The 20,520-nt window shown below is 64.3% G+C and carries 17 protein-coding genes and 1 tRNA gene; 12 read left to right on the top strand and 6 right to left on the bottom strand.

Annotation, left to right across the window (positions count from 1 at the left end; all coding sequences use genetic code 11):
- Window positions 1-27: 27 nt before the first annotated feature.
- From DWV00_RS06990 to DWV00_RS06960, 7 genes are all read left to right on the top strand, one after another.
- Entirely contained in the window at window positions 28-675 is a 648-nt protein-coding gene (locus DWV00_RS06990; protein ID WP_115532778.1) for a LysE family translocator, read from the top strand.
- 128 nt (window positions 676-803) lie between these two features.
- Entirely contained in the window at window positions 804-1,661 is an 858-nt protein-coding gene (gene htpX / locus DWV00_RS06985) for a zinc metalloprotease HtpX (protein ID WP_115532777.1), read from the top strand.
- Window positions 1,662-1,918: 257 nt separating this feature from the next.
- Complete coding sequence (gene rsmB / locus DWV00_RS06980) at window positions 1,919-3,352, top strand: 16S rRNA (cytosine(967)-C(5))-methyltransferase RsmB (protein ID WP_115532776.1); 1,434 nt, start codon at window positions 1,919-1,921, stop codon at window positions 3,350-3,352.
- Window positions 3,349-3,945, top strand: coding sequence for a DUF4390 domain-containing protein (locus DWV00_RS06975; protein WP_115532775.1), 597 nt, complete (start codon window positions 3,349-3,351; stop codon window positions 3,943-3,945). Before rsmB ends, DWV00_RS06975 begins: the two co-directional genes overlap by 4 nt.
- Window positions 3,935-6,346, top strand: coding sequence for a sensor histidine kinase (locus tag DWV00_RS06970; RefSeq protein ID WP_115532774.1), 2,412 nt, complete (start codon window positions 3,935-3,937; stop codon window positions 6,344-6,346). Before DWV00_RS06975 ends, DWV00_RS06970 begins: the two co-directional genes overlap by 11 nt.
- Window positions 6,347-7,039 (top strand): response regulator transcription factor EsaR, encoded by a 693-nt coding sequence (gene esaR, locus DWV00_RS06965; protein ID WP_115532773.1) that lies wholly within the window; start codon window positions 6,347-6,349, stop codon window positions 7,037-7,039.
- A gap of 136 nt (window positions 7,040-7,175) precedes the next feature.
- Window positions 7,176-7,251: transfer RNA gene (locus DWV00_RS06960), tRNA-Phe, on the top strand.
- 95 nt (window positions 7,252-7,346) lie between these two features.
- On the opposite strand, the gene DWV00_RS06955 is transcribed toward DWV00_RS06960, so the two are convergent.
- Together DWV00_RS06955 and DWV00_RS06950 are read right to left on the bottom strand one after the other, a co-directional pair.
- On the bottom strand, window positions 7,347-9,224 hold the full coding sequence (locus DWV00_RS06955) for a hypothetical protein (protein WP_245964746.1): 1,878 nt from the start codon (window positions 9,222-9,224) through the stop codon (window positions 7,347-7,349).
- 167 nt (window positions 9,225-9,391) lie between these two features.
- Window positions 9,392-10,597, bottom strand: a complete 1,206-nt coding sequence (locus tag DWV00_RS06950; RefSeq protein WP_115532772.1) for an acyltransferase family protein — start codon at window positions 10,595-10,597, stop codon at window positions 9,392-9,394.
- Between the two features lie 871 nt (window positions 10,598-11,468).
- Between DWV00_RS06950 and queC the strand changes: the two genes are divergently transcribed.
- The 5 genes from queC to DWV00_RS06925 all read left to right on the top strand — a co-directional run bounded on the left by queC (window position 11,469) and on the right by DWV00_RS06925 (window position 15,060).
- Complete coding sequence (queC, locus tag DWV00_RS06945) at window positions 11,469-12,200, top strand: 7-cyano-7-deazaguanine synthase QueC (protein ID WP_115532771.1); 732 nt, start codon at window positions 11,469-11,471, stop codon at window positions 12,198-12,200.
- Window positions 12,201-12,267: 67 nt separating this feature from the next.
- The gene (gene queE / locus DWV00_RS06940) at window positions 12,268-12,900 is read left to right on the top strand and encodes a 7-carboxy-7-deazaguanine synthase (RefSeq protein WP_115532770.1); all 633 of its coding nucleotides are present in this window, start codon (window positions 12,268-12,270) and stop codon (window positions 12,898-12,900) included.
- Between the two features lie 9 nt (window positions 12,901-12,909).
- Window positions 12,910-13,362: a 6-carboxytetrahydropterin synthase QueD gene (gene queD, locus DWV00_RS06935; protein ID WP_115532876.1), complete on the top strand. Its 453-nt coding sequence runs from the start codon at window positions 12,910-12,912 to the stop codon at window positions 13,360-13,362.
- 196 nt (window positions 13,363-13,558) lie between these two features.
- Entirely contained in the window at window positions 13,559-14,341 is a 783-nt protein-coding gene (locus DWV00_RS06930; RefSeq protein ID WP_115532769.1) for an HpcH/HpaI aldolase family protein, read from the top strand.
- Window positions 14,338-15,060 (top strand): tetratricopeptide repeat protein, encoded by a 723-nt coding sequence (locus DWV00_RS06925; RefSeq protein ID WP_245964745.1) that lies wholly within the window; start codon window positions 14,338-14,340, stop codon window positions 15,058-15,060. The genes DWV00_RS06930 and DWV00_RS06925 overlap by 4 nt, the downstream gene beginning before the upstream one ends.
- A gap of 69 nt (window positions 15,061-15,129) precedes the next feature.
- On the opposite strand, the gene rodA is transcribed toward DWV00_RS06925, so the two are convergent.
- The 4 genes from rodA to mreC are packed head-to-tail and all read right to left on the bottom strand — an operon-like array spanning window position 15,130 to window position 20,456.
- Window positions 15,130-16,278, bottom strand: a complete 1,149-nt coding sequence (gene rodA, locus DWV00_RS06920; RefSeq protein ID WP_115532874.1) for a rod shape-determining protein RodA — start codon at window positions 16,276-16,278, stop codon at window positions 15,130-15,132.
- Between the two features lie 17 nt (window positions 16,279-16,295).
- Entirely contained in the window at window positions 16,296-18,767 is a 2,472-nt protein-coding gene (mrdA, locus tag DWV00_RS06915) for a penicillin-binding protein 2 (RefSeq protein ID WP_115532768.1), read from the bottom strand.
- Between the two features lie 46 nt (window positions 18,768-18,813).
- Window positions 18,814-19,326, bottom strand: coding sequence for a rod shape-determining protein MreD (mreD, locus tag DWV00_RS06910; protein ID WP_115532767.1), 513 nt, complete (start codon window positions 19,324-19,326; stop codon window positions 18,814-18,816).
- Window positions 19,323-20,456 carry a rod shape-determining protein MreC gene (gene mreC, locus DWV00_RS06905; protein ID WP_115532766.1) on the bottom strand — a complete coding sequence of 378 codons (1,134 nt, stop codon included), beginning with the start codon at window positions 20,454-20,456 and terminating at the stop codon, window positions 19,323-19,325. Before mreC ends, mreD begins: the two co-directional genes overlap by 4 nt.
- Between the last annotated feature and the right edge of the window lie 64 nt (window positions 20,457-20,520).

Raw genomic sequence — 20,520 nt, 5'->3', positions numbered from 1 at the left:
TTAGATGCATTAGAGGAGACCTCGAGCATGTTCGGTATCGTCCACTTTCCGTTTTTCGTCGTCGCGGTGCTGTTGCTGAACGTGACGCCGGGGCCCGACACCGCCTACATCGTCGGGCGCAGCGTCGCGCAGGGCCGCGGCGCCGGGCTCATGTCCGCACTCGGGATCTGCACGGGCTGCTGCGTCCATTCGATCGCCTGCGCGTTCGGCCTGACAGCCTTGCTGGCGGCATCCGCCACGGCATTCACGGTCATCAAGTTCGCGGGTGCGATCTACCTGATCTATCTCGGCGTGCGTCTCGCATTCGCGTCGCCGGCGAAATCGCAGGCCGCGCAGGGAGAAGCCGGCGCGGCGCAAGGCGCCCGGTCGCTGCGGCAGCTCTATCTGCAGGGTTTTTGGACCAACGTGCTCAATCCGAAGGTCGTGCTCTTCTTCGTCTCGTTCTTCCCGCAGTTCGTATCGAGCGAAGGCGAGCACAAGGCCCTGGCCTTCCTCACGCTGGGCGGCGTGTTCGTTGCGATGAGCGTCGTGTGGTGCTTGTTCCTGGTTTGGGTCGCGAGCAGCGTCACGCGGGGGCTCGGCGGCAAGCCGGCCGTCAAGAAATGGCTCGATCGCCTGGTCGGCAGCGCGTTCGTCGGCTTGGGGCTGCGGCTTGCCGCTGCGACGCAGCGCTGACCGCGGTTTTTCGTTTTCGCGCGGCCGGCGTGAGCCGATTTCTGACGAATAGCTTACAATCGAGCGTGACGCCAGGGACGGTCTAGATTCAGATTCGTCGCCCGGGTGCAAACGAAAAAGGAGTGCACATGTTCAATTGGGTCAAAACCGCGATGCTGATGGCGGCGATCACGGCCCTGTTCGTCGCGATCGGCGGGATGATCGGCGGCTCGCGCGGCATGATGTTCGCGCTCGTCATCGCACTGGCGATGAACTTCTTCTCGTACTGGTTCTCGGACAAGATGGTCCTGTCCATGTACAACGCCCAGGAAGTCGACGAAACGAGCGCGCCGCAGTTCTACCGCATGGTGCGCGAACTCGCGACGCGCGGCGGTTTGCCGATGCCGCGCGTGTATCTGATCAACGAAGACGCGCCCAACGCCTTCGCGACGGGCCGCAATCCCGAGCATGCGGCCGTCGCGGCCACCACGGGTATTTTGCGGATCTTGTCCGAGCGCGAAATGCGCGGCGTGATGGCGCACGAGTTGTCGCACGTGAAGCATCGCGACATCTTGATCTCGACGATTTCCGCGACGATGGCCGGTGCGATTTCGGCGCTCGCGAACTTCGCGATGTTTTTCGGTGGGCGCGACGAGGACGGGCGTCGGGCCAACCCGATTGCCGGCATCGCGGTCGCGTTGCTCGCGCCGATTGCCGCGGCGATGATCCAGATGGCGATTTCGCGCGCGCGCGAGTTCGAGGCCGATCGCGGCGGCGCGCAACTGTCGGGCGATCCGCAGGCACTGGCTTCCGCGCTCGACAAGATTCATCGCTTCGCCTCCGGCATTCCGTTCGCCGCGGCCGAGGCGCATCCCACCACCGCGCAAATGATGATCCTCAATCCTTTGAGCGGGGGAGGGGTGGCGAAGTTGTTCAGCACCCACCCCGACACCGAGGCACGTATCGCGCGCCTGATGGAAATGGCGCGCACGGGCCGCTACGACTGAAGACTGAAGCCATCCGGCAGCGCTGATGGATACGTAGCAAACGGGCCCTCGCGAGGGCCCGTATTGATTTCCGAGTCGTATTTTCTCGGGGGGCGTTCGAGACGCGCTCAACGCCTGCTCGATGTCGGTCTGACGCTCGGCAGCACTCGCAATCGTGTCGTCCCGTGGGGCGCCCTCGGACGCGCGTTACAATGTCGCGTTCTATTCGCGCGCATCCCTGCTCGATCTGCTTACATCGCGCGACCTTCGCTTTCTCGATGACTCGATCCGCTCCCACCCGTCGCAAGGCGCCGAAAGCCGGCGCAGCGCAATTTTCCACGCTGCATCTCGCGCCCGACTCGCTCGGCTTCGCGCTCGACTGCGCGGCGCTTGCCGTCGGCGCGGTGCGTACCGGCACGGCATTGCCGGCCGCGCTCGCCGCTGTGCAGGCATCGATGCCTGCCGCCGCGGCGGCGAGCGCGCGCGGCGCGATCCAGGACCTCGCCTACCGCACGCTGCGGCGGCTCGGCACCGTCGATTGGCTCGTCGGCCAGCTCGTGAACAAGGCGCCGCCCGCGCACGTCGGCAATGTGCTGTCCTGCGCGCTGGCCCTGCTGATCGACGACGAGCGGCACGCCGCATACACATCGTTTACGGTCGTCGACCAAGCGGTCACGGCCATTGGCGCGCGCCGCGAGTGTGTGTTCGCCAAAGGGCTCGTCAACGCCGTTCTGCGCAATTTTCTGCGCGAACGCGAGGCATGGCTGGAGAAGGCGCAGGCGGATGCGGTCGCGGCATCGAACTACCCGCTCTGGTGGGCCGAAGCGGTGCGGCGTGCCTGGCCCGATGCCTGGCAGCGCGTACTGGCGGCCGGCAATGCGCCCGGGCCCTTGACCTTGCGCGTGAACGCGCGGCGTTCCACGGTGGCCGAGTATCTGCAAACGCTCGACTCGAACGGCATCGCGGCCGACGCCATCGGACCGTACGCGGTGCGGCTTGCAACGCCCTTGCCCGTCGATCGGATTCCGGGGTTCTCGCAAGGCGTCGTCTCGGTACAGGATGCCGGCGCGCAGCTGGCGGCCGAGCGTCTGGATGTGCGTGACGGCATGCGCGTGCTCGATGCGTGCGCGGCGCCCGGCGGCAAAACGGGACACATACTCGAGTTGGCCGACGTCGACCTCGTGGCGCTCGAGTCGGATCCCGCTCGCGCGGCGCGCATCGAAGAAAACCTGACGCGCCTCGGTTTGCGGGCGAACGTCACCGTCGGGGATGCCGGCACGCCCGCGGCGTGGCACGACGGGCAGCCTTTCGACCGCATTCTCGCCGACGTCCCGTGCTCGGCGTCCGGCATCGTGCGGCGGCATCCCGACGTGCGCTGGCTGCGCCGCGCAACCGACATCCCCGCGCTCGTGACCGAGCAGCGCCGCATTCTCGACGCGCTATGGCCGCTCGTCGCACCGGGCGGCGAACTGCTCTACGTGACGTGCTCGATCTTCCCCGAGGAGTGCGAGGAACAGGCACGCTGGTTTGAAAGCACGCATGAAGATGCGGTACGATTGGACGCGCCTGGGCAACTGCTGCCGGCCGGCCTTCCCGCCGCGGCATCGCCCTCGGTGTCTTTATCGACCGGCACGCATGCCGCCAAGTCGGAGCGCCCCGGCGCCGACATTGACCACGACGGTTTTTACTACGCGCGCTTTCAGAAACGGTGACGATCAGCAAACGCTTTTTTCGGCTTCGGCTCGTAGCCTTGCTCTGGATTGGGGTGACCGTTTGCTTCGTTGCGGCGGGGCCTGCGCGCGCCGATACGATTGCGGTGCAGCGCGCGTCGCTGCAGGCCGACGGCACGGGCGGCTGGAATCTCGACGCACGCTTCGACTTCGAGTTGAACAGCAGCCTCGAGGATGCCGTCAACAAAGGCATACCGCTTTATTTCACGACCGAGTTCGATCTCACGCGCCCGCGTTGGTATTGGTTCGACGAGCAGCCCGTGTCTGTCACGCAAACGCTCCGGCTGTCGTTCCAACCGCTGACGCGCGAGTACCGCGTGTCGAGCGGCGGTCTGCAGCAGGGCTTTTCGTCGCTGAACGAAGCGTTGGCCGTCATCAAGCACGTGACGTCCTGGCACGTCATCGATCGCGGCCAGGTGCAGCCGGGCGAAACGTATACGGCGTCGGTGCGCATGCAGCTCGATACCGCGCTGATGCCCAAGCCGTTCCAGGTCGATGCGGTCAACAATCGCGACTGGACGCTCGCTTCCGACTGGAAGCGCTTTACCTTCACGGTGGCTGAACGTGCTAAATAGCGTGCGTCGAAGAGCGGACGTGCGGAGCATCCTCGTTCGCGTGATCGTTTCCACGGTCGCCGTCACGGCGCTGCTGCTGCTCGTGCTGCTCGCCGCGGCCAGCGCCAATACCGAATTCTTCGATCGCTATTATTCGTGGCTTTATGCGGCCAATATCGCCGTTGCGCTCGTCTTCCTGCTGATCGTCTTCGCGCTCGTCGCGATGATTCTCGTGCGGCTGCGCAAGGGCAAGTTCGGCACGCGGCTGCTCGCGAAGCTCGCGGTGTTCTTCGCGCTCGTCGGCGTGTTGCCGGGGGCGATCATCTACGTGGTGTCATACCAGTTCGTCTCGCGCAGCATCGAGTCGTGGTTCGACGTCAACGTCGAGACGGCGCTCACCTCGGGCTTGAACCTCGGGCGCGCGATGCTCGATGCGTCGTTGTCCGACTTGCAGACGAAGGCGCGCGTGATGGCCGAGCAGCTCGCGAGCACGCCGCAGTCGAATACGACGCTCACGCTGCTGCGCATGCGCGATCAGTTCGGTGTGCAAGAGGCGATGCTCGTCGAATCGACGCGCAGCGTGTCGGGTGCATCGCCCGATCTGCATGTGATCGCGCAGACGTCGGGCAATTTCGCTTCACTGATGCCTGACGATTTGCCGACGCCGATCATGCTCGATCAGGCCCGCACCCGCGGTTATGCCTCGATCGAAGGCGAAGTCGACGGCGATCCCCATGCGAAAGGGGCGAAAGGGGCGCTGCGATTGCGCGTGGTGGTACTCGTGCCCGATGCGAGCGCGTCGCTGCTACAGCCCGCCGAGCGTTTCCTGGAATTGACGCAGCCTGTCTCGCCCACGCTCGCTCGCAATGCCGATGCCGTCCAGCGTGCCTACCGCGAATATCAGGAGAAGGCGCTGGGTCGTACGGGCTTGCGCAAGATGTACATCGGCACGCTGACGCTCGCGCTGTTCCTGGCGACGTTCATCGCCATGATGCTTGCGCTTGCGCTCGGCAACCAGCTCGCGCGGCCGCTGTTCTTGCTGGCCAAGGGCACGAAGGAAGTGGCCGAGGGCGATTACACGCCCAAACGCGAGATCAAATCGCGCGACGAACTCGGCTTCCTCACGCAGTCGTTCAATGCGATGACGCGCCAATTGTCGGAGGCGCGCGGCGCCGTCGAACGCAACCGGATCGCGCTCGAACATTCGAAAGCCTACCTCGAGAGCATCTTGGCCAATCTCACGGCCGGCGTATTCGTGCTCGATCGCCAATTCCGCTTGACCACGGCCAATCGCGGAGCGGAACGGATCTTCCGCCAGCCGTTCCAAGGGATGCTCGGCGCGTCGTTCGAGCATATCGGCGTGCTCGCGGAGTTCTCGGCCATGGTGCGCAAGGCGTTCGCGGATCGAGAGGCGGCGAGCGAGCGCGGCGTCGACGACGGCGGCCACTGGCAGCAGCAAGTCGCGGTGTCGGTGCCCGGCGAGACCGAGACCCTCACGCTGCTCGTGCGCGGCTCGCGGCTCGTGGCCGAAACCCCGGCGGACGCCGGCAGCGAGGTGGGAACGGCCGGCTATGTCGTGGTGTTCGACGACATCTCCGACGTCATCTCCGCTCAGCGTTCGGCCGCATGGGGTGAGGTGGCGCGCAGGCTCGCGCACGAGATCAAGAATCCGCTGACGCCGATCCAGCTTTCGGCCGAGCGACTGCAGATGAAGCTCGCCGATAAACTTTCGGCGCACGATGCCGATGTACTGAAGCGAGGGGCGACGACGATCGTGAATCAAGTGGCGGCGATGAAGCAGATGGTCGACGATTTTCGCGATTACGCGCGCACGCCGCCTGCCGTCTTGGCGAACCTGCAACTGAACGATCTCGTGACGGAAGTGCTGAGCTTGTACGGTGTCGAAGAAGGCAAGAGCGCGATCGTGGCCGAACTGTCGGCGCTGCCGGTGATCCGGGGCGACGCGACGCAATTGCGCCAGGTCATCCACAACCTGCTGCAAAACGCGCAGGACGCGGTCGCGGAGATCGCGAACCCGCGTGTCGTCATCGAAACCAAGACAGTAGAATATGGCGACCCCGACGCGCAGGGCAAAGTGCGCGTCGCGGTTCGCCTGACCGTGTCCGACAACGGCGCGGGTTTTCCTGCCCGCATCCTGACCCGCGCGTTCGAACCGTACGTGACGACGAAAGCCAGGGGAACGGGGCTCGGGCTCGCCATGGTCAAGAAGATCGTCGACGAACACGGTGCGCGTATCGACATTCGGAATCGCGTGAAAGCGGGCGAAACGATCGAAGGTGCGCAGATTTCGATTTTGTTCCTGCAATTGGCAGACGACGCGGCACCCGTGCCAGGCTCGGCCTCGAACGGCGGCGCAGCGTCGGGGACGACAAAAGCAATAGCGCAGACAAGGGCAGCATAAATGGCAACCATCCTGGTAGTAGACGACGAAATGGGCATCCGGGAGCTGCTCTCGGAAATCCTGAGCGACGAGGGACATGCCGTGGAGGTGGCGGAAAACGCGCAGCATGCGCGTGACTACCGCCTGCGTCAGGCCCCCGATCTGGTGCTGCTCGACATCTGGATGCCCGATACGGATGGCGTGTCGCTGCTCAAGGAGTGGGGCGCGCAGGGGCTGCTCACGATGCCCGTCATCATGATGTCGGGACACGCGACGATCGACACGGCGGTCGAGGCGACGAAGATCGGCGCACTCAATTTCTTGGAGAAACCGATCGCCTTGCAAAAGCTGTTGAAGGCGGTCGAGCAGGGGTTGGCGCGCGGCAGTGCGGCTGCGCCTGTCGCCGGCGCGGTCGCCGTAAAGGCGCCGGTGCCCGCCAACGCGACGACTGTCGCGGCAGCGGTTGCGTTGCCGGTGCTGGCGGCCGATGCGGTGGCGACGAGCACCGCGGCGACGCAAGCGGCGTCGATTTCGTTCGACATCCCGCTGCGCGATGCGCGCGATGCATTCGAACGGGCCTATTTCGAATACCACCTGGCGCGCGAGAACGGCAGCATGACGCGCGTAGCGGAGAAGACGGGGCTCGAGCGCACGCACCTGTATCGCAAGCTCAAGCAGCTAGGCGTCGATCTCAGCAAGAACAAAGGGGAATGACGGGGAACCGGCCTCGGCGCGGCTTCGGCGTTCCCGTTATTCTCGCTCTACGCTTTATCGAGCGGCGAACAAAAACTAGGCGAACAAAAACTACTTGAGCGACACAAATCTCCTTGCTATACTCTCGCTTCTTCGTGGCCCGGTAGCTCAGTTGGTAGAGCAGCGGATTGAAAATCCGCGTGTCGGTGGTTCGATTCCGCCCCAGGCCACCATTCGTTTCAAGCAAAAAGCCCAACCGATTGGTTGGGCTTTTTGCGTTTGATGGTCATGGCAGGTGTGAGAAGCCTCGCTGCGGAGTCTGTCGCACTCATTGCCCCACGTACCCAATGGGCGCCGTCACGTTGGATTTCATCAGCTTCGCGTTCGACGAAACCACGTAGATCGGTGAAGCTGTCAACGATAGCTTCGCGACACCTTCAGTGAAGGGCACACGGGTCGCGTTGCCCATCATGTCGAATACGATAACCGTTCCACGTTTCGTCGGCTCGTCGACGGTCAGCGAAAAGGGTGTGCGATAAGTCGAGTTGTAAATGCCGTCGCGCGTTGGCCATTGGGCATTATCGTGCGCCCATAGTGCCGTTACGACGGGACCATTGCCGAGCCGTTGGAAGGCATAGCCATGCACCGTCGGCGGTAGCCGTTCGAGGCGGCCCAGCGTTTGCGTGCCATCGACGATCCGCGTCATGGCAGCCAATGCGAGCGCCTCGGGTTTCGGGCTCAGGTTCGTCGCCGAGTAGGAGCCTTGCGGGTGGTCGTCGTCGAAGAATGTGCCGAAACCCACCTCCTTCGGGTAATCGGGACCGTAGAAAAAGTAGGTCACCTGGGCGCCTTCGCCGAGGATGATCAGATGTGCACGCGCGGCAACGACAGCCTGAGCATAGAGCTGGTTGGCTGTCGGGAAATCGGGTCCATACTGGCTTCCGCTGTCGTAGCTCACGCCGAATTCAGTCGACCATAGACGCATGTTCGGCTTCGCGCGTTGCATTGCGGCTCGCAGTGTTTGCATTTGCCGGTCGAGAGCCATCTCACGTTTGGCGGGATCGGGATCGTCGTCGTATCTTTCAGGTGGGTTGTTGGGTGTGTTGTACCAATCCCAGTAAGCATGTGTCGTTACGCCATCGATGTAGCGCGAGAGCCCCGCGTCGTTCTTCAAAGCGCCTGTCGTGCAGGGCGGGCACTTTGCCGGAAAGTCGGACGTGCCCATCACGACCGCATTCGGATCTGTCGAGTGCAACCCTTTGTAGGCGGCCGCGTACATGGCAACGAAATTGACTGCGGAGTCGCGCCAATGCAAGCCCGGCTCCCAAGTCACCTGATAGTAGTTGTGCCGCTGATTGGGATAATAGGCGCGGCGAATCGCTTCGGTGTCCTTCCCGACACGCGCCATATAGCGTCTGAAGTAATCGAGCCGCGCCGGGATGGGCGCGTATGCGCTCGTTTGTGCACCGGTCGGACTGGCCCACCCTGGGATGCCGTCAAGGCGAACTAGCCGCATGACGCTCCCCTTCTTGTAGCGTTCCGGGACGGTCGAGAGCGACGGCGTCCAGGTGTCGGGCCCTTCGGGTTCCATGACGGCCATCTGGCGATCATCGATCGTTTGCGAAACGCCGAGGTCAGCCAGCATGCGACCGTTGCCGTTGAATCCCTGCATGCCAAAGCGGTGCTGGTCCTGATGCGCGAAGACTGCCGGCGGAAGGAACTCGGATACGTCGGGCAGAATGCCGAATGTCGCGATCCCTGCCGGGCGAGTGCCCGCGCGCGGCAGCGTGTCGCCGGCACGGCGGAGCCTGGCGGCGACCGCGAAGTAGCCGCTTGCAGCGGAAGTGCATGAGAGCCGCGTGGTTCGCGCGCCAGGCGCGACGGTAAACGTGCCGCTGGCGCGAACGTTGCCGAGGTAGTCCCGGATCGACCAGGCGACGCTATCGGCCGAAGCCGTTGCGGTGACGAACGACAGGTCGAAGCGGCTGCCGCGCGCAAACAGCCGGGTGCCGTCGCGGCTCGGCGTATCCGCGTTGATCGGGCCGTTCGCGGTACCGCCCGCCGTCGTTGAAGGCTTACCGCAGTCGATGGAAAACGGCTCGTTCTCGATGTTCGGGGGTAAGGACGTGCGCGCGACCGCTCGGTCATGCGATCGTGCGACGGGAGGAACGTCCGACGCGGACGCGTGAGCCGGGCAGGCAGCCAACCCGAGGTGTCCTAGAGCGAGAAGGATCCCGACGCACTTCAGGGGTGTATACGATGCACGAGCCATGGCGGAAAATTTTCGAGGGCGGACAAGGTGATGAAGGCGCACCCGCGAAGGGGCGGCCGCGGGCGATGCCGCCATGACGCGCCGGTGGTTGCCATAGACGCTCAGTCCACTTGCTCTACGACGGGCGACGCCGGATCCAATTCAGTGGTCACGCGTCCCGCCGCGACGGGGGCAGTGCTGGAAATCGCCGTCAGGATACGGCGGGCGAGCCTGTTCGCGGGCCGTTGAATCGCGATGTCCGACACAAGAGCGCAAACGTAGGACAACGCGAGCGCGGCGGCGAACACTGCCGGATAGAGTATGAGAGACGCCGTCGGACTCTTGAGCGCAAAGATGCCATGGCCGCCGAAGAACTTCATGCTGGCAAAGACGATGGCGAAGTGCCAAATGTATATACCGTAGCTCTCTCGTCCGATGGAAAGCACGCGCTGGATTCCGGCTCGCCCGACTCGATGGTCGGACAGCAGCGCGATCAGCCCGCCGGCTGCAACAGCCGCCAGGATTGGCGAGAGGAGCGGGAACGTATTGTGCCCGACGCCCGTCTCGTACGTGAGCGCAAGGGCGCCCACTATAACAAGCCATGCCAGCGCGGCCTTTTCGGTGGACAAGATCGTGCCGCGCGTCAAAAGCTCGCGTGCCCTGCACCACAGGCATATGCCAACCATGAAGCATGGAACCTGCGTGCCGGGCCAGAAGTACAGGTAGGTATCGTCGGCCACTTTAGTCAGTTGATTTCCCGCGGCGAGCACCGTCGCCGCGACGCAAAGAGCGACGATCGATGCGACCGCGATCAGTCTCTTAGGCGCGGAGCGGATCCAATAGAACAGTGCCGGTGCGATCGCGTAAAAAAACATTTCGATGCCGATCGACCAACCGCCCGGCACCACATCGTTGATTGCATGCGGCGCGAGGGCATGAACGAAAAACACATTGGCAATAACGGCCCAGATGCCGTGGGCGCCGAGGACGACGAAGGTTGCATGCAGCCTGTCTGCAACGAACCAATCGATGAGTGCATATACGGCTATCGCACAATAGTAAAAGGGTGCGATTCTAAAAAAACGTTTCACGTAAAAGCGCAGCACCACGGTGGCTGGCTTTTTGTGGTGAGCGGCGTCGTTCTCCAATGTCATAAAGACTGTCAGAGCGCTGATGACGAAGAAAAGCTGAACGCCGTATTGCCCCATGTCGAGTATCGTCTGCGCCGGGATAGGCAGAGCCGGGAAGCAATAACTGACGTGTACCGCGACTACGGCCATGACCGCAAGCGCACGTGCGGCGTCGAGGGAGGCGAGTCTATTTTTCATTTCACAAGGTCATTGCCGGGATGGCTGTGCCAGCCCATTCGACGAATTTCGCTGAAGCGAACCAAGGAGTGTTGGTGGCGCGCTGGCCTGGCTATGGTCCGCATGTGACTGCGCTGGCAATATGACGCGTTGCAAAATGCCCGGCAACGGACACTGAAAAATTGGCGGATGACGCAGGTCGGTGGCGATGAATTGGAACGACGACTAGAAAAATCGGACAGGGCTGTAGGGGTTGACAAAAATATAAGAAAGAATTTTCCCGTCAAGCAGGCCCATTTAAAATTGACATATTGCCGCCGCATTCGGCTATTAGCGTTGTGTCGGGAGACTAACCGGTATACGTGGAATCACGGCATGGCGACGCGACACCTTTGTGATCGAGATTCGCGACGTTGACGCCGGCTAACCTCATCCCTATGAATTAGTGCGATTGTGGTTGCGATGAGGGCGGTACTTTTGCTGGCCAAAGCAAGTGATGTCGCGCGGCGATCGGCGCATTGCGCACCGTTGACGATCGAGGTCGGATTCCCAGCGGTTCCCTGACCGGGGCAGATGGGCTAAAATCCCGCCCAAAGCGCGCCGATGAGGCGGTCTGCTTTCCGGTTCGAGTCGACCTCGAAAAACTAGGTGAAACCAACGGCTTCGGATGGCGTGTGGCCAGTCCGCCCCGGGCCGAGGGCAGTACCCGACCGTACGGATCGCTCCGAGTGCCGCTCGATGCGGCCTTCTACTAGGCGGTATAAGCGCCGCGCTACTTGCCGCTCGAACGCGAGGCATATACTTGCGAAGCATCGCGCGGCGCCAGTGTCGTGCCCGCGCACAGGCATACGCCGTGCGCTCCCCTTGATTGACGGTTCACGGAGTTTTCACAGTGATTCGGACAGACGCTAAGCGTGGCGCGCTCGTGCTTTTTTCGGGCGGCCAAGATTCGACCACGTGCCTGGCTTGGGCGCTCGAGCGCTATGAGACGGTCGAGACGCTCGGCTTCGATTACGGCCAGCGCCACCGCGTCGAACTCGAATGCCGCGACTCAGTGCGTCAGGCGATCGTCGACGCGTTCCCGCACTGGGCCGAGCGCCTGGGCGAGGATCACATGATCGATCTGTCCGTGCTCGGCGCGATCAGCGATACGGCGATGACGCGCGAGATCCAGATCGAGGCCGCGGCGAACGGCTTGCCGAACACGTTCGTGCCGGGCCGCAATCTGATGTTCATGACGATCGCCTCGGCGATCGCCTACCGCCGGGGCTTGTCGGTCCTCGTCGGAGGGATGTGCGAGACCGATTTCTCGGGCTATCCCGACTGCCGCGACGACACGATGAAGGCGCTGCAAGTGGCGCTGAACCTCGGCATGGATAGCCGCTTCGTCGTCGAGACGCCGCTCATGTGGCTCGACAAGGCCGACACGTGGCGCCTCGCGCAAGATCTCGGCGGCGATGCGCTCGTGGAACTCGTGCGCGTCGAGACGCACACGTGCTACGTCGGCGAGCGGGCCGAGTTGCACGACTGGGGCTTCGGCTGCGGCGAATGCCCGGCCTGCCGCTTGCGCAAGCGCGGCTACGAAGCATTTCTCGCCGGCGAACAGGTGACGCAGCCGGCGTAGCGGCGCGAAGGCGCCGGGCCGATCCGTCGTGGGTGGGCCCATTATCGAGACGGAAGACAGAAGCAGCATGACGTACGCGGTGAAGGAAGTTTTCTACACGTTGCAAGGCGAGGGCGCGAACGCGGGCCGCCCGGCCGTGTTCTGCCGGTTTGCCGGCTGCAATCTGTGGTCGGGGCGTGAAGAGGACCGCGCGGGTGCCGTATGCCGCTTTTGCGACACCGATTTCGTCGGCACCGACGGCGAGAACGGCGGCAAGTATCGCGATGCCGATGCGCTCGTTCAGAGCATTGCCTCGCTGTGGCCCGAGGGCGAGGGCCATCGCTTCGTCGTCTGCACCGGCGGCGAGCCCATGCTGCAGATGGATGAAGCCCTGGTTGCCGCGCTGCACGCGGCCGGCTTCGAAGTGGCGATCGAAACGAACGGTTCGCTGCCCGTGCTCGAGTCGATCGATTGGATTTGCGTGAGCCCCAAAGCCGATGCGCCGCTCGTCGTGACGAAGGGCAACGAACTGAAGGTCGTCATTCCGCAGGATAATCAGCGCCTGGCCGAGTATGCCGAACTCGACTTCGAGTATTTCCTCGTACAACCGATGGACGGCCCGTCGCGCGACCTGAACACCCGCCTTGCGATCGACTGGTGCAAGCGCCATCCGCGCTGGCGGCTCTCGATGCAGACTCACAAGTATCTGAACATTCCCTGATTCGCCGTGCTGACGATTACCCGAAAACTCGAATTCGACGCGGGCCACCGCATTCCCGACCACCGCAGCCAGTGCCGGAATCTGCACGGCCATCGCTACGTGCTCGAAATCACGCTGCGCGGCGACGTCGTGGAGACGGAAGGCGCGCCGGATCGCGGCATGGTGATGGATTTCGCCGATGTCAAATCGCTCGCGATGGAGCATCTCGTGAGCCGCTGGGACCACGCATTCCTCGTGTTCGAGGGCGACGCGCGCGTGAGCGAATTCCTCGAATCGATACCGGATCACAAGACGATCGTGCTCGATCGCATCCCGACCGTGGAAAATCTGGCCGCGATCGCGTTCGACATGCTCGCGCGGGTGTACGACGCTCACTACGGTGTGAACCTGCGACTGCAGCAGGTGCGCCTTTACGAAACGCCCAACTGCTGGGCCGACGTGGTGCGCGACAGCGGCGTTTAAGGCGCTTTGGGGCCGGCGGGCCGCGCTCGGCGGCCCTGCATCCGAATGGTTATTGGCGGCGTATGATCGTACGAGGGCCGGTGGTGTATCGCGCCGCGGCCCGCCGACAATAATCCAAGGAGCGAGACATGCCGGCCGCTGCATCCGCGAGCGCACAACGCTCGCTGTTCAGGTGGCGTGCTCAGGGAGCATCCCGATGAGCGCGTTCACGAATCCCCTCAAGCAACGTCTGAAGGAAGGCGAGCCGCTCGTCGGGCTCTGGCTTTCGCTCGCCAGCGCCGACGTGGCCGAAGCGCTCGCTCATGCGGGCTTCGATTGGCTCTGCATCGACATGGAACACGCGCCGAACGACTCGGTCGACGTGACCTCCCAGTTGCGCGCGATTGCGGCGGCGCACTTGCCGACCGAGCCGATCGTACGCGTGCCGACGTCCGAAGGCTGGCTCGTCAAGCGCGTACTCGACGCGGGTGCCCGCACGCTGATGTTTCCCAATATCGAATCGGCTGCGGAAGCGGCGCACGCGGTGCGCCTCACGCGCTATCCGGGCGCGGACGCGCCCGACGGGTTGCGCGGCGTCGCGGGTGTCGTGCGCGCGGCCGCATTCGGTGCGCGCCGAGATTACGTTCAGGGCGCGAATACGCAGATCGCCACGATCGCGCAGATCGAATCGGCGCGCGCGCTCGACGAGGTCGACGCCATCGCCGCCACGCCCGGCATCGACTGCTTGTTCGTCGGTCCTGCCGATCTCGCGGCGAGCCTCGGCCATCTCGGCGATTCGAAGCATCCGGACGTGCAGGCGGCCATTGCGCGCATTGCCGCCGCGGCTGACAAAGCCGGGATTCCGGCCGGGATCTTTGCGCTAGACGTCGCGAGCGCGCGCCAGTATCGCGAAGCCGGCTTTACGGTGATCGCGCTCGCCGCCGACGTCATCTGGCTCGTGCGTGCGACGCGGGCGGCATTGCAGGAGATGAGAACATGAGAGGGCGGACGATGAAGAAGCGGATCCTGTCGATGCTGGTGCTCGGTGCGGGTGCTTGGGCAAGCGCGAGCGGCGCGCTGGCGCAGGGCGCTTCCGAGCCGCAGGGGCAAGCCGGCGCCGATGCCGAAACGCAGACGGCCGTTGCCGACTACAACGCCGGCAACTTTGGCGTCGCGCTGAAGGAGTTTCGCCATGCGGCCGATCGCGGCAACCGGCTCGCCGAATTCAACTACGCGATGATGCTGCTCAACGGCGAGGGAACGGCCGTCAACGTCGCCGAAGGCCGCAAGTGGCTGCTCAAGGCCGCCGAGGCGAACATGTCGCACGCTCAGTACGTCTACGGAAAGATGTACGACGACGGCGATTTCGTGACGCGCGACCCGGCCGTGGCGCACCAGTGGTTTCTGAAGGCCGCGCAGCAGGGGCACGTCCAAGCGGAACTCGCGCTCGCGAACCAATTTCTGGACGGCCGCGGCACGCCGCGCGACAACGCGCAGGCGTTCATTTGGTACAAGAAGGCGGCGGAGGGCGGCGACATGACCGCCCAATACGTGACCGGCTCGTTCTACGAACTCGGCGGCGACGGCGTGGAGCGCAACTTGAACGTCGCCCGCGCCTACTATGCGGCGGCGGCGGCCCAGGGCGATCCGGCTGCCCGGCTCAAGTATCAGGACCTGAGCCAGGAGTTGGAGAAAGAAGCCAAAAAGCAGCCGAAATAAGCCGCAGCCGGGATAGGAAGCAGCGGAGTTAGGCCGGAGCCGGGAGCGCCGGCTCTCAACTCTCGGCGCTCAACTCTTCATCAACCTTTTTTGCCGGCCGACGCTCATGATGAGGCCGACGGCGATCCCGAGCGTCGTCAGGGCGGTGCCGCCGTAGCTCATGAATGGCAGCGGCACGCCGACCACGGGCAGAATCCCGCTGACCATGCCGACGTTGACGAACGCGTAGGTGAAGAACGCCATCGTCAACGATCCCGCGAGCAGCCGGCCGAACAGTGTCGATCCGTTGGCCGCTATATAGAGCCCCCGCGCGATCAGCGCGGTGTAGAGCGTCAGCAGCACGAGCTCGCCTGCCAGCCCGAATTCCTCCGAAAACACGGCAAAAATGAAGTCGGTATGTTTTTCGGGGATGAAATCGAGGTGAGCCTGCGTCCCTTTGAGCCAACCCTTGCCGAGCGGGCCGCCCGAGCCGATCGCGATGACGGCCTGGATCGTATGGAAGCCCTTGCCGAGCGGGTCCGACGTCGGATCGAGCAGCGTGCAAATACGATGCTTCTGATAGTCGTGCATCAGCGGCCACTGCACCTGCGGCTGGCAAATCTTTTCTTGGAACGTGGCGACGAGGCCGATCCCGATGACGGCCGCGATGAGCACCGGCACGATCAGCTTGAAGGACAGGCCCGCGAAATAAATGACGAATAGGCCGGCGGCGAACACGAGCACGGCCGTGCCGAGATCGGGCTGCTTCGCGATCATCCCCACGGGCACGAGCAGGATCACGAAGCCGACGATGAAGTCGTACCAGCGCATCGAGCTTTCGCGGCGCTGGTAATACCACGCCAGCATCAACGGCGTGGCGATCTTCAGGATTTCCGACGGCTGAACGACGACGCCGACGTTGATCCAGCGTTTCGCGCCTTTTTTCGTGACGCCGAACAGCGCCACGGCAACGAGCATCGCGATGCCGAATGTATAGAGCGGGACCGCGAAGCGCATCAGCGTTTGCGGTGGAATCGTGGCGAGCACCCACATCAGGACGAACGTCAGCAAGATATTGCGCAGTTGATCCTCGACGCGTCCGGGCACGTCGATGCTCGCGCTGTAGAGCGTGACGATGCCGACGCACAGCAGCAGGAACACCGTCAGCGCGAGCGGACGATCGAAACCGACGAACATCTTCTTCAGGCGATCGAGCCAGGCGCGCTTATCGAAGGCGATGGGCATGCCTCTCTCCGTTACTCGTTGGGGCCGGATGAGCCCGGCGTGGCCGAGGCTGGCGCTTGCGCGTCGCCTTGGCTTTCTCGCGGCGCGGCGAGCGCGCTGCTGGCAGCGGCGTCGCGCGGTGCTCGCCGCTTATGCGGCACGGGGGGCGAGCCGCCGGCGGCCGAGCCCGATGCCGAGCCTTTGTTGCGCAAGCGGCGCATCGCTTCGACCGCCGCGACCTGCGGCTCCGAGGCGCTCGTGCGGGACGACACGGCCGACGAAGCCGACGCCGCCGACGCCGCTCGCGCGGCGGATGCCCCGCTCTTCACCGGCGTAGTGGCGAAGGCCGTATTGGGCGCGGATGCAGCCGCATCCGGTGCCGACGCCGGCGACGCCGAGATGACGTCGGATGCGATCATCGGTGCGGATGCGCCGTTGTCGTGCGGCGCCGACGCCGGTATGGCCGGCAACGGCAGCGCCGCGAATCCGGCCGCGACCTTGACGGGCTGCGCCGTGCCGTCCTCGGCATCGGACGCGCCGATGACGGGACCCGCGATCGCCTGCGTGGCCGAGCTGGCTTGCGCGACGGCCGCTTGCAGCACGCCGGGCTTACCGCGCTGAAGCAGGTAATAGTCGAGCACGCGGCGCACGATCGGGCCCGCGGCGCTCGCGCCCCAGCCGCCGTTTTCGACGATCGCGGCGACGGCGATCTTCGGATCGTCGGCCGGCGCGAACGCGATGAACAGCGAGTGATCGCGCAGGCGCTCGGGAATCGCGCCGCCGTGATATTTCGCGCCTTGCAGCGAATAGACCTGCGCCGTACCCGTCTTGCCGGCCGCCACATAGGGCGCGCCGCGGAACACTTCGTAGCCCGTGCCGGACGGATTGGTCGTCACGGCGATCATCCCGTTTTTCACCACGTTGATGTCGGCTTGGCTCACGTCGATGTGGCCGCTCTCGTGCGGCACGGTGAGCCGCATGTCGTGCGTGATCGGGTTCTCGATTTCCTTGACGAGGTGAGGCCGCATGACGATGCCGTTATCGGCCAGCGTCGCCGTGGCATGCGCGAGCTGCAGCATCGTGAACGAGTTGTACCCCTGGCCGATACCGAGGCTGATCGTCTCGCCTTCATACCAGCGCTGCTGTTCGGGCTTGCGGTAGGCCTTCTTCTTCCATTCGGTCGACGGCAGGATCCCTCGCGACTCGCCCGCGATGTCGATCCCGGTCAGCTGCCCGAAGCCCCATGGCTTCATGAACTTGGCGATCGCGTCGACGCCGAGATCGTGTGCGAGCATGTAGAAGTAGGTGTCGTTCGACACCATGATCGCGCGGTTCATGTCGATCCAGCCCTGGCCTTGCGGCACGTCGTTGCGGAACGTGTGTCCGCCGAACTGGTAGAAGCCGGGATCGTGGAAGCCCCATTCGGGCGTGCGCTTGTGCAGCGTCAGCGCGGCGAGCGCCATGAACGGCTTGTACGTGGAGCCGGGCGGGTAGGCGCTGTGCAGCGGCCGGTTCAGCAGCGGGTGATCGGGCGAGTTGTTCAGCTCGTCCCACGTTTGTTGATCGATACCGTCGACGAACGCGTTGGGATCGAAGCTCGGCGCCGACACGAAGGCGAGGACGTCGCCCGTCGACGGCTCGATCGCGACGAGCGCGCCGCGCTTGCCCGCGAACGCTTGCTCGGCGACTTCCTGCAGGCCGATGTCGAGGGAGAGCACGAGATTGTTGCCCGGTGTCGCCTGCGTGCGCGAGAGCGTCCGCACGGGGCGCCCGCCCGCCGTCACTTCGACTTCCTCGAAGCCCGTCAAGCCGTGCAGCTCGGCTTCGTAGCTTTGTTCGACGCCGATCTTGCCGATGTAGTCGGTGCCCTTGTAGTTGTTCGCATCGAGCCGCGGATCATAGTGATCGGGATCGCTGTCGTTCTGTTCGCTGACGGCGTCGATTTTCTCTTGATCCCGCTGCGAGATGCGGCCGATGTAGCCGATCACGTGCGCGGCCGTTTCGCCGAGCGGATATTGGCGGAACAGCCGCGCGCGGACGTCCACGCCCGGAAAGCGGAAGCGCTGCGCCGTGAAGCGCGCGACCTCCTCGTCGGTCAGGCGCGTGCGGATCGGCAGGCTTTCGAAGTTCTTCGAATCCTCGAGCAGCTTTTTGAAGCGGCGGCGGTCGCGCTGATCGATCGTCACGACCGTCGAGAGTTCGTCGATCACGTGATCGAGCGAATCGTCGAGCTTGGAGGGTGTGATCTCGAGCGTGTAGGCCGAGTAGTTGCGCGCGAGCACGACGCCGTTGCGGTCGGTGATGATGCCGCGATTGGGCACGATCGGCGCGACCGAGATCCGGTTCTCCTCGGCCTGCAGCGAATATTTGCTGTAATGCCAGACCTGCAGGAACAGAAAGCGCAGGATCAAGAGCCCGAAGCAGACGAGCACGAACAGCCCCGCCGCCGCTACGCGAAAGCGGAACCTCGAGAGCTGCAGCTGGGTGTTTTTGAATTCCGTCATGCTTAGCTAAACAGACCCTTGCGCAAGCCGCGCTCAGGAAGGGGCCTCAAATGGGCCGCGTGTCGTCCGGATCGGCCGGGCGGCGCTGCGGCATGAGAAGCAGCGAACAAGCGAGCGGCCACAGTGCGGCTTCGACGAACCCGTGCACGAGCTGACCCCAGCCGGGGAACGCGGCGCCGGTCAGCAAGCGGATGATGAACGGCACCAGCTGCGCCGTGACGAGCAGCGGCGCGACCGCGAAGACCTGCAGGCCGCGCGGCATCCACAGCACGCGGCGATGAATCGTGATGGCGCCGTACGAGAGCAGCGTATAGGCGAGCGCGTGCTCGCCGAGCAGGCTCGCATCGTGCACGTCCATCAAGAGCCCGAGAAAGAACGCGATGCCCATGCCGACCTTGCGCGGCTGATGGACGTTCCAAAACAGCAGCACCAGGGCGACGAAATCGGGAATGCCGATCAGCCGGCCCCACGGCATCAGATTCAGCAGGAACGCCGCGGCGAGGCTGAACGCGATGAAGTACGGATTGACCGGCAGCAGGATGTACTGCGGACGATTCATCGCTGCGCTCCCGACGCGGCGCGCGGGACGCGCGCGCCATGGGCTTTGGTATCGGCATTGGCCGAGGGGGTCACGGCCTTCCCGGCCGGGTTATCGGCCGTTTTGCCCGCGGCCTTGTCGATCGCCTTTTTATCTTCGGGTTTTTGCGCGCCGGCCTTGGCGTCAGGCTGAGCCGTCTTGCCGGCGGCTTTACCGTCGCCCTTTACGTCGCTTTTCTCGTCGCCCTTCGCGGCTTTCTTCGCTTTCGCATCCTTGGGCTGCGACGCCGCCACAGGTTCGGCGGGGCGGGGCGGCAAGTCGCTCTGGTAATGGAGCACGAGCACGTCGCGCGCACCGCGCACGGCGGCCACGGGCACGCAGACGACGCGCGCGAACGCGGTATCGGCCTGCTTGTCGACGCGCACGACCTTGGCGACGGGCAACCCTTCCGGATAAACGCCGTCGAGCCCGCTCGTCACGAGTTCGTCGCCGGCGACGACATCGGCGCTGATCGGCACGAATCGCAGCTCGAGGGTGTCCCCCGTGGCCGTGCCGTACACGACGCTGCGCAAGCCCGTGCGCACGATCTCGACGGGCACCGCTTCGTCCTTGTCGGTCAGCAGCGTGACTTCCGACTGCATCGGGAACACGCGCGTGACCTGCCCGATCATGCCGTCTTCGCTGACGACGGGCGAGCCGTTCTGAACGCCTTGCTGCGAGCCGCGGCCGATCACGACTTTCTGCGTGAACGGGTCGCGCATGCCGTACTGGACGTCGGCCGGGATCGACTGTGTCGTGACGTTGCGCGAGAGATTGAGCAGCGCGCGCAGATGGGCGTTTTCGGCCGTGAGCGTCGAGACTTGATTCGCTTGCAGCGAGAGCTGAAGATTCTTGCTCGTCAGCGTTTGGTTGTCGCGCCGCAGCGTATTGCTCGTGACGGCGAACTGGGCCGCGTCGACCACGAGGTCGCGCGGCAGGAGCGCCGCGCGCTGCAGCGGATAGAGCCCCGCATCGAGCACGGCGCGCACGACTTCGAGCGTCTTGAACCGTGCGTCGGAGACCAGCAGCACCAGCGAGAGGACGACGAAGAAGATGAGCCGCGCGAGCGCGGACGGACCTTGCTTAAATAGAGGCGGCGGACTGTATTCCATGGTCGACGCCGAAAGCGTGAACGTTGGCGGAGGCTTGAGCGGCGCGCATCAGCGCTCGATCGAC

This window comes from Trinickia dinghuensis, from assembly GCF_003367175.1.
GTDB classification, from domain to species: domain Bacteria; phylum Pseudomonadota; class Gammaproteobacteria; order Burkholderiales; family Burkholderiaceae; genus Trinickia; species Trinickia dinghuensis.
The sequence above is the reverse complement of the archived record's forward strand: the minus strand, read 5'-3'. Positions and strand labels throughout refer to the sequence as shown.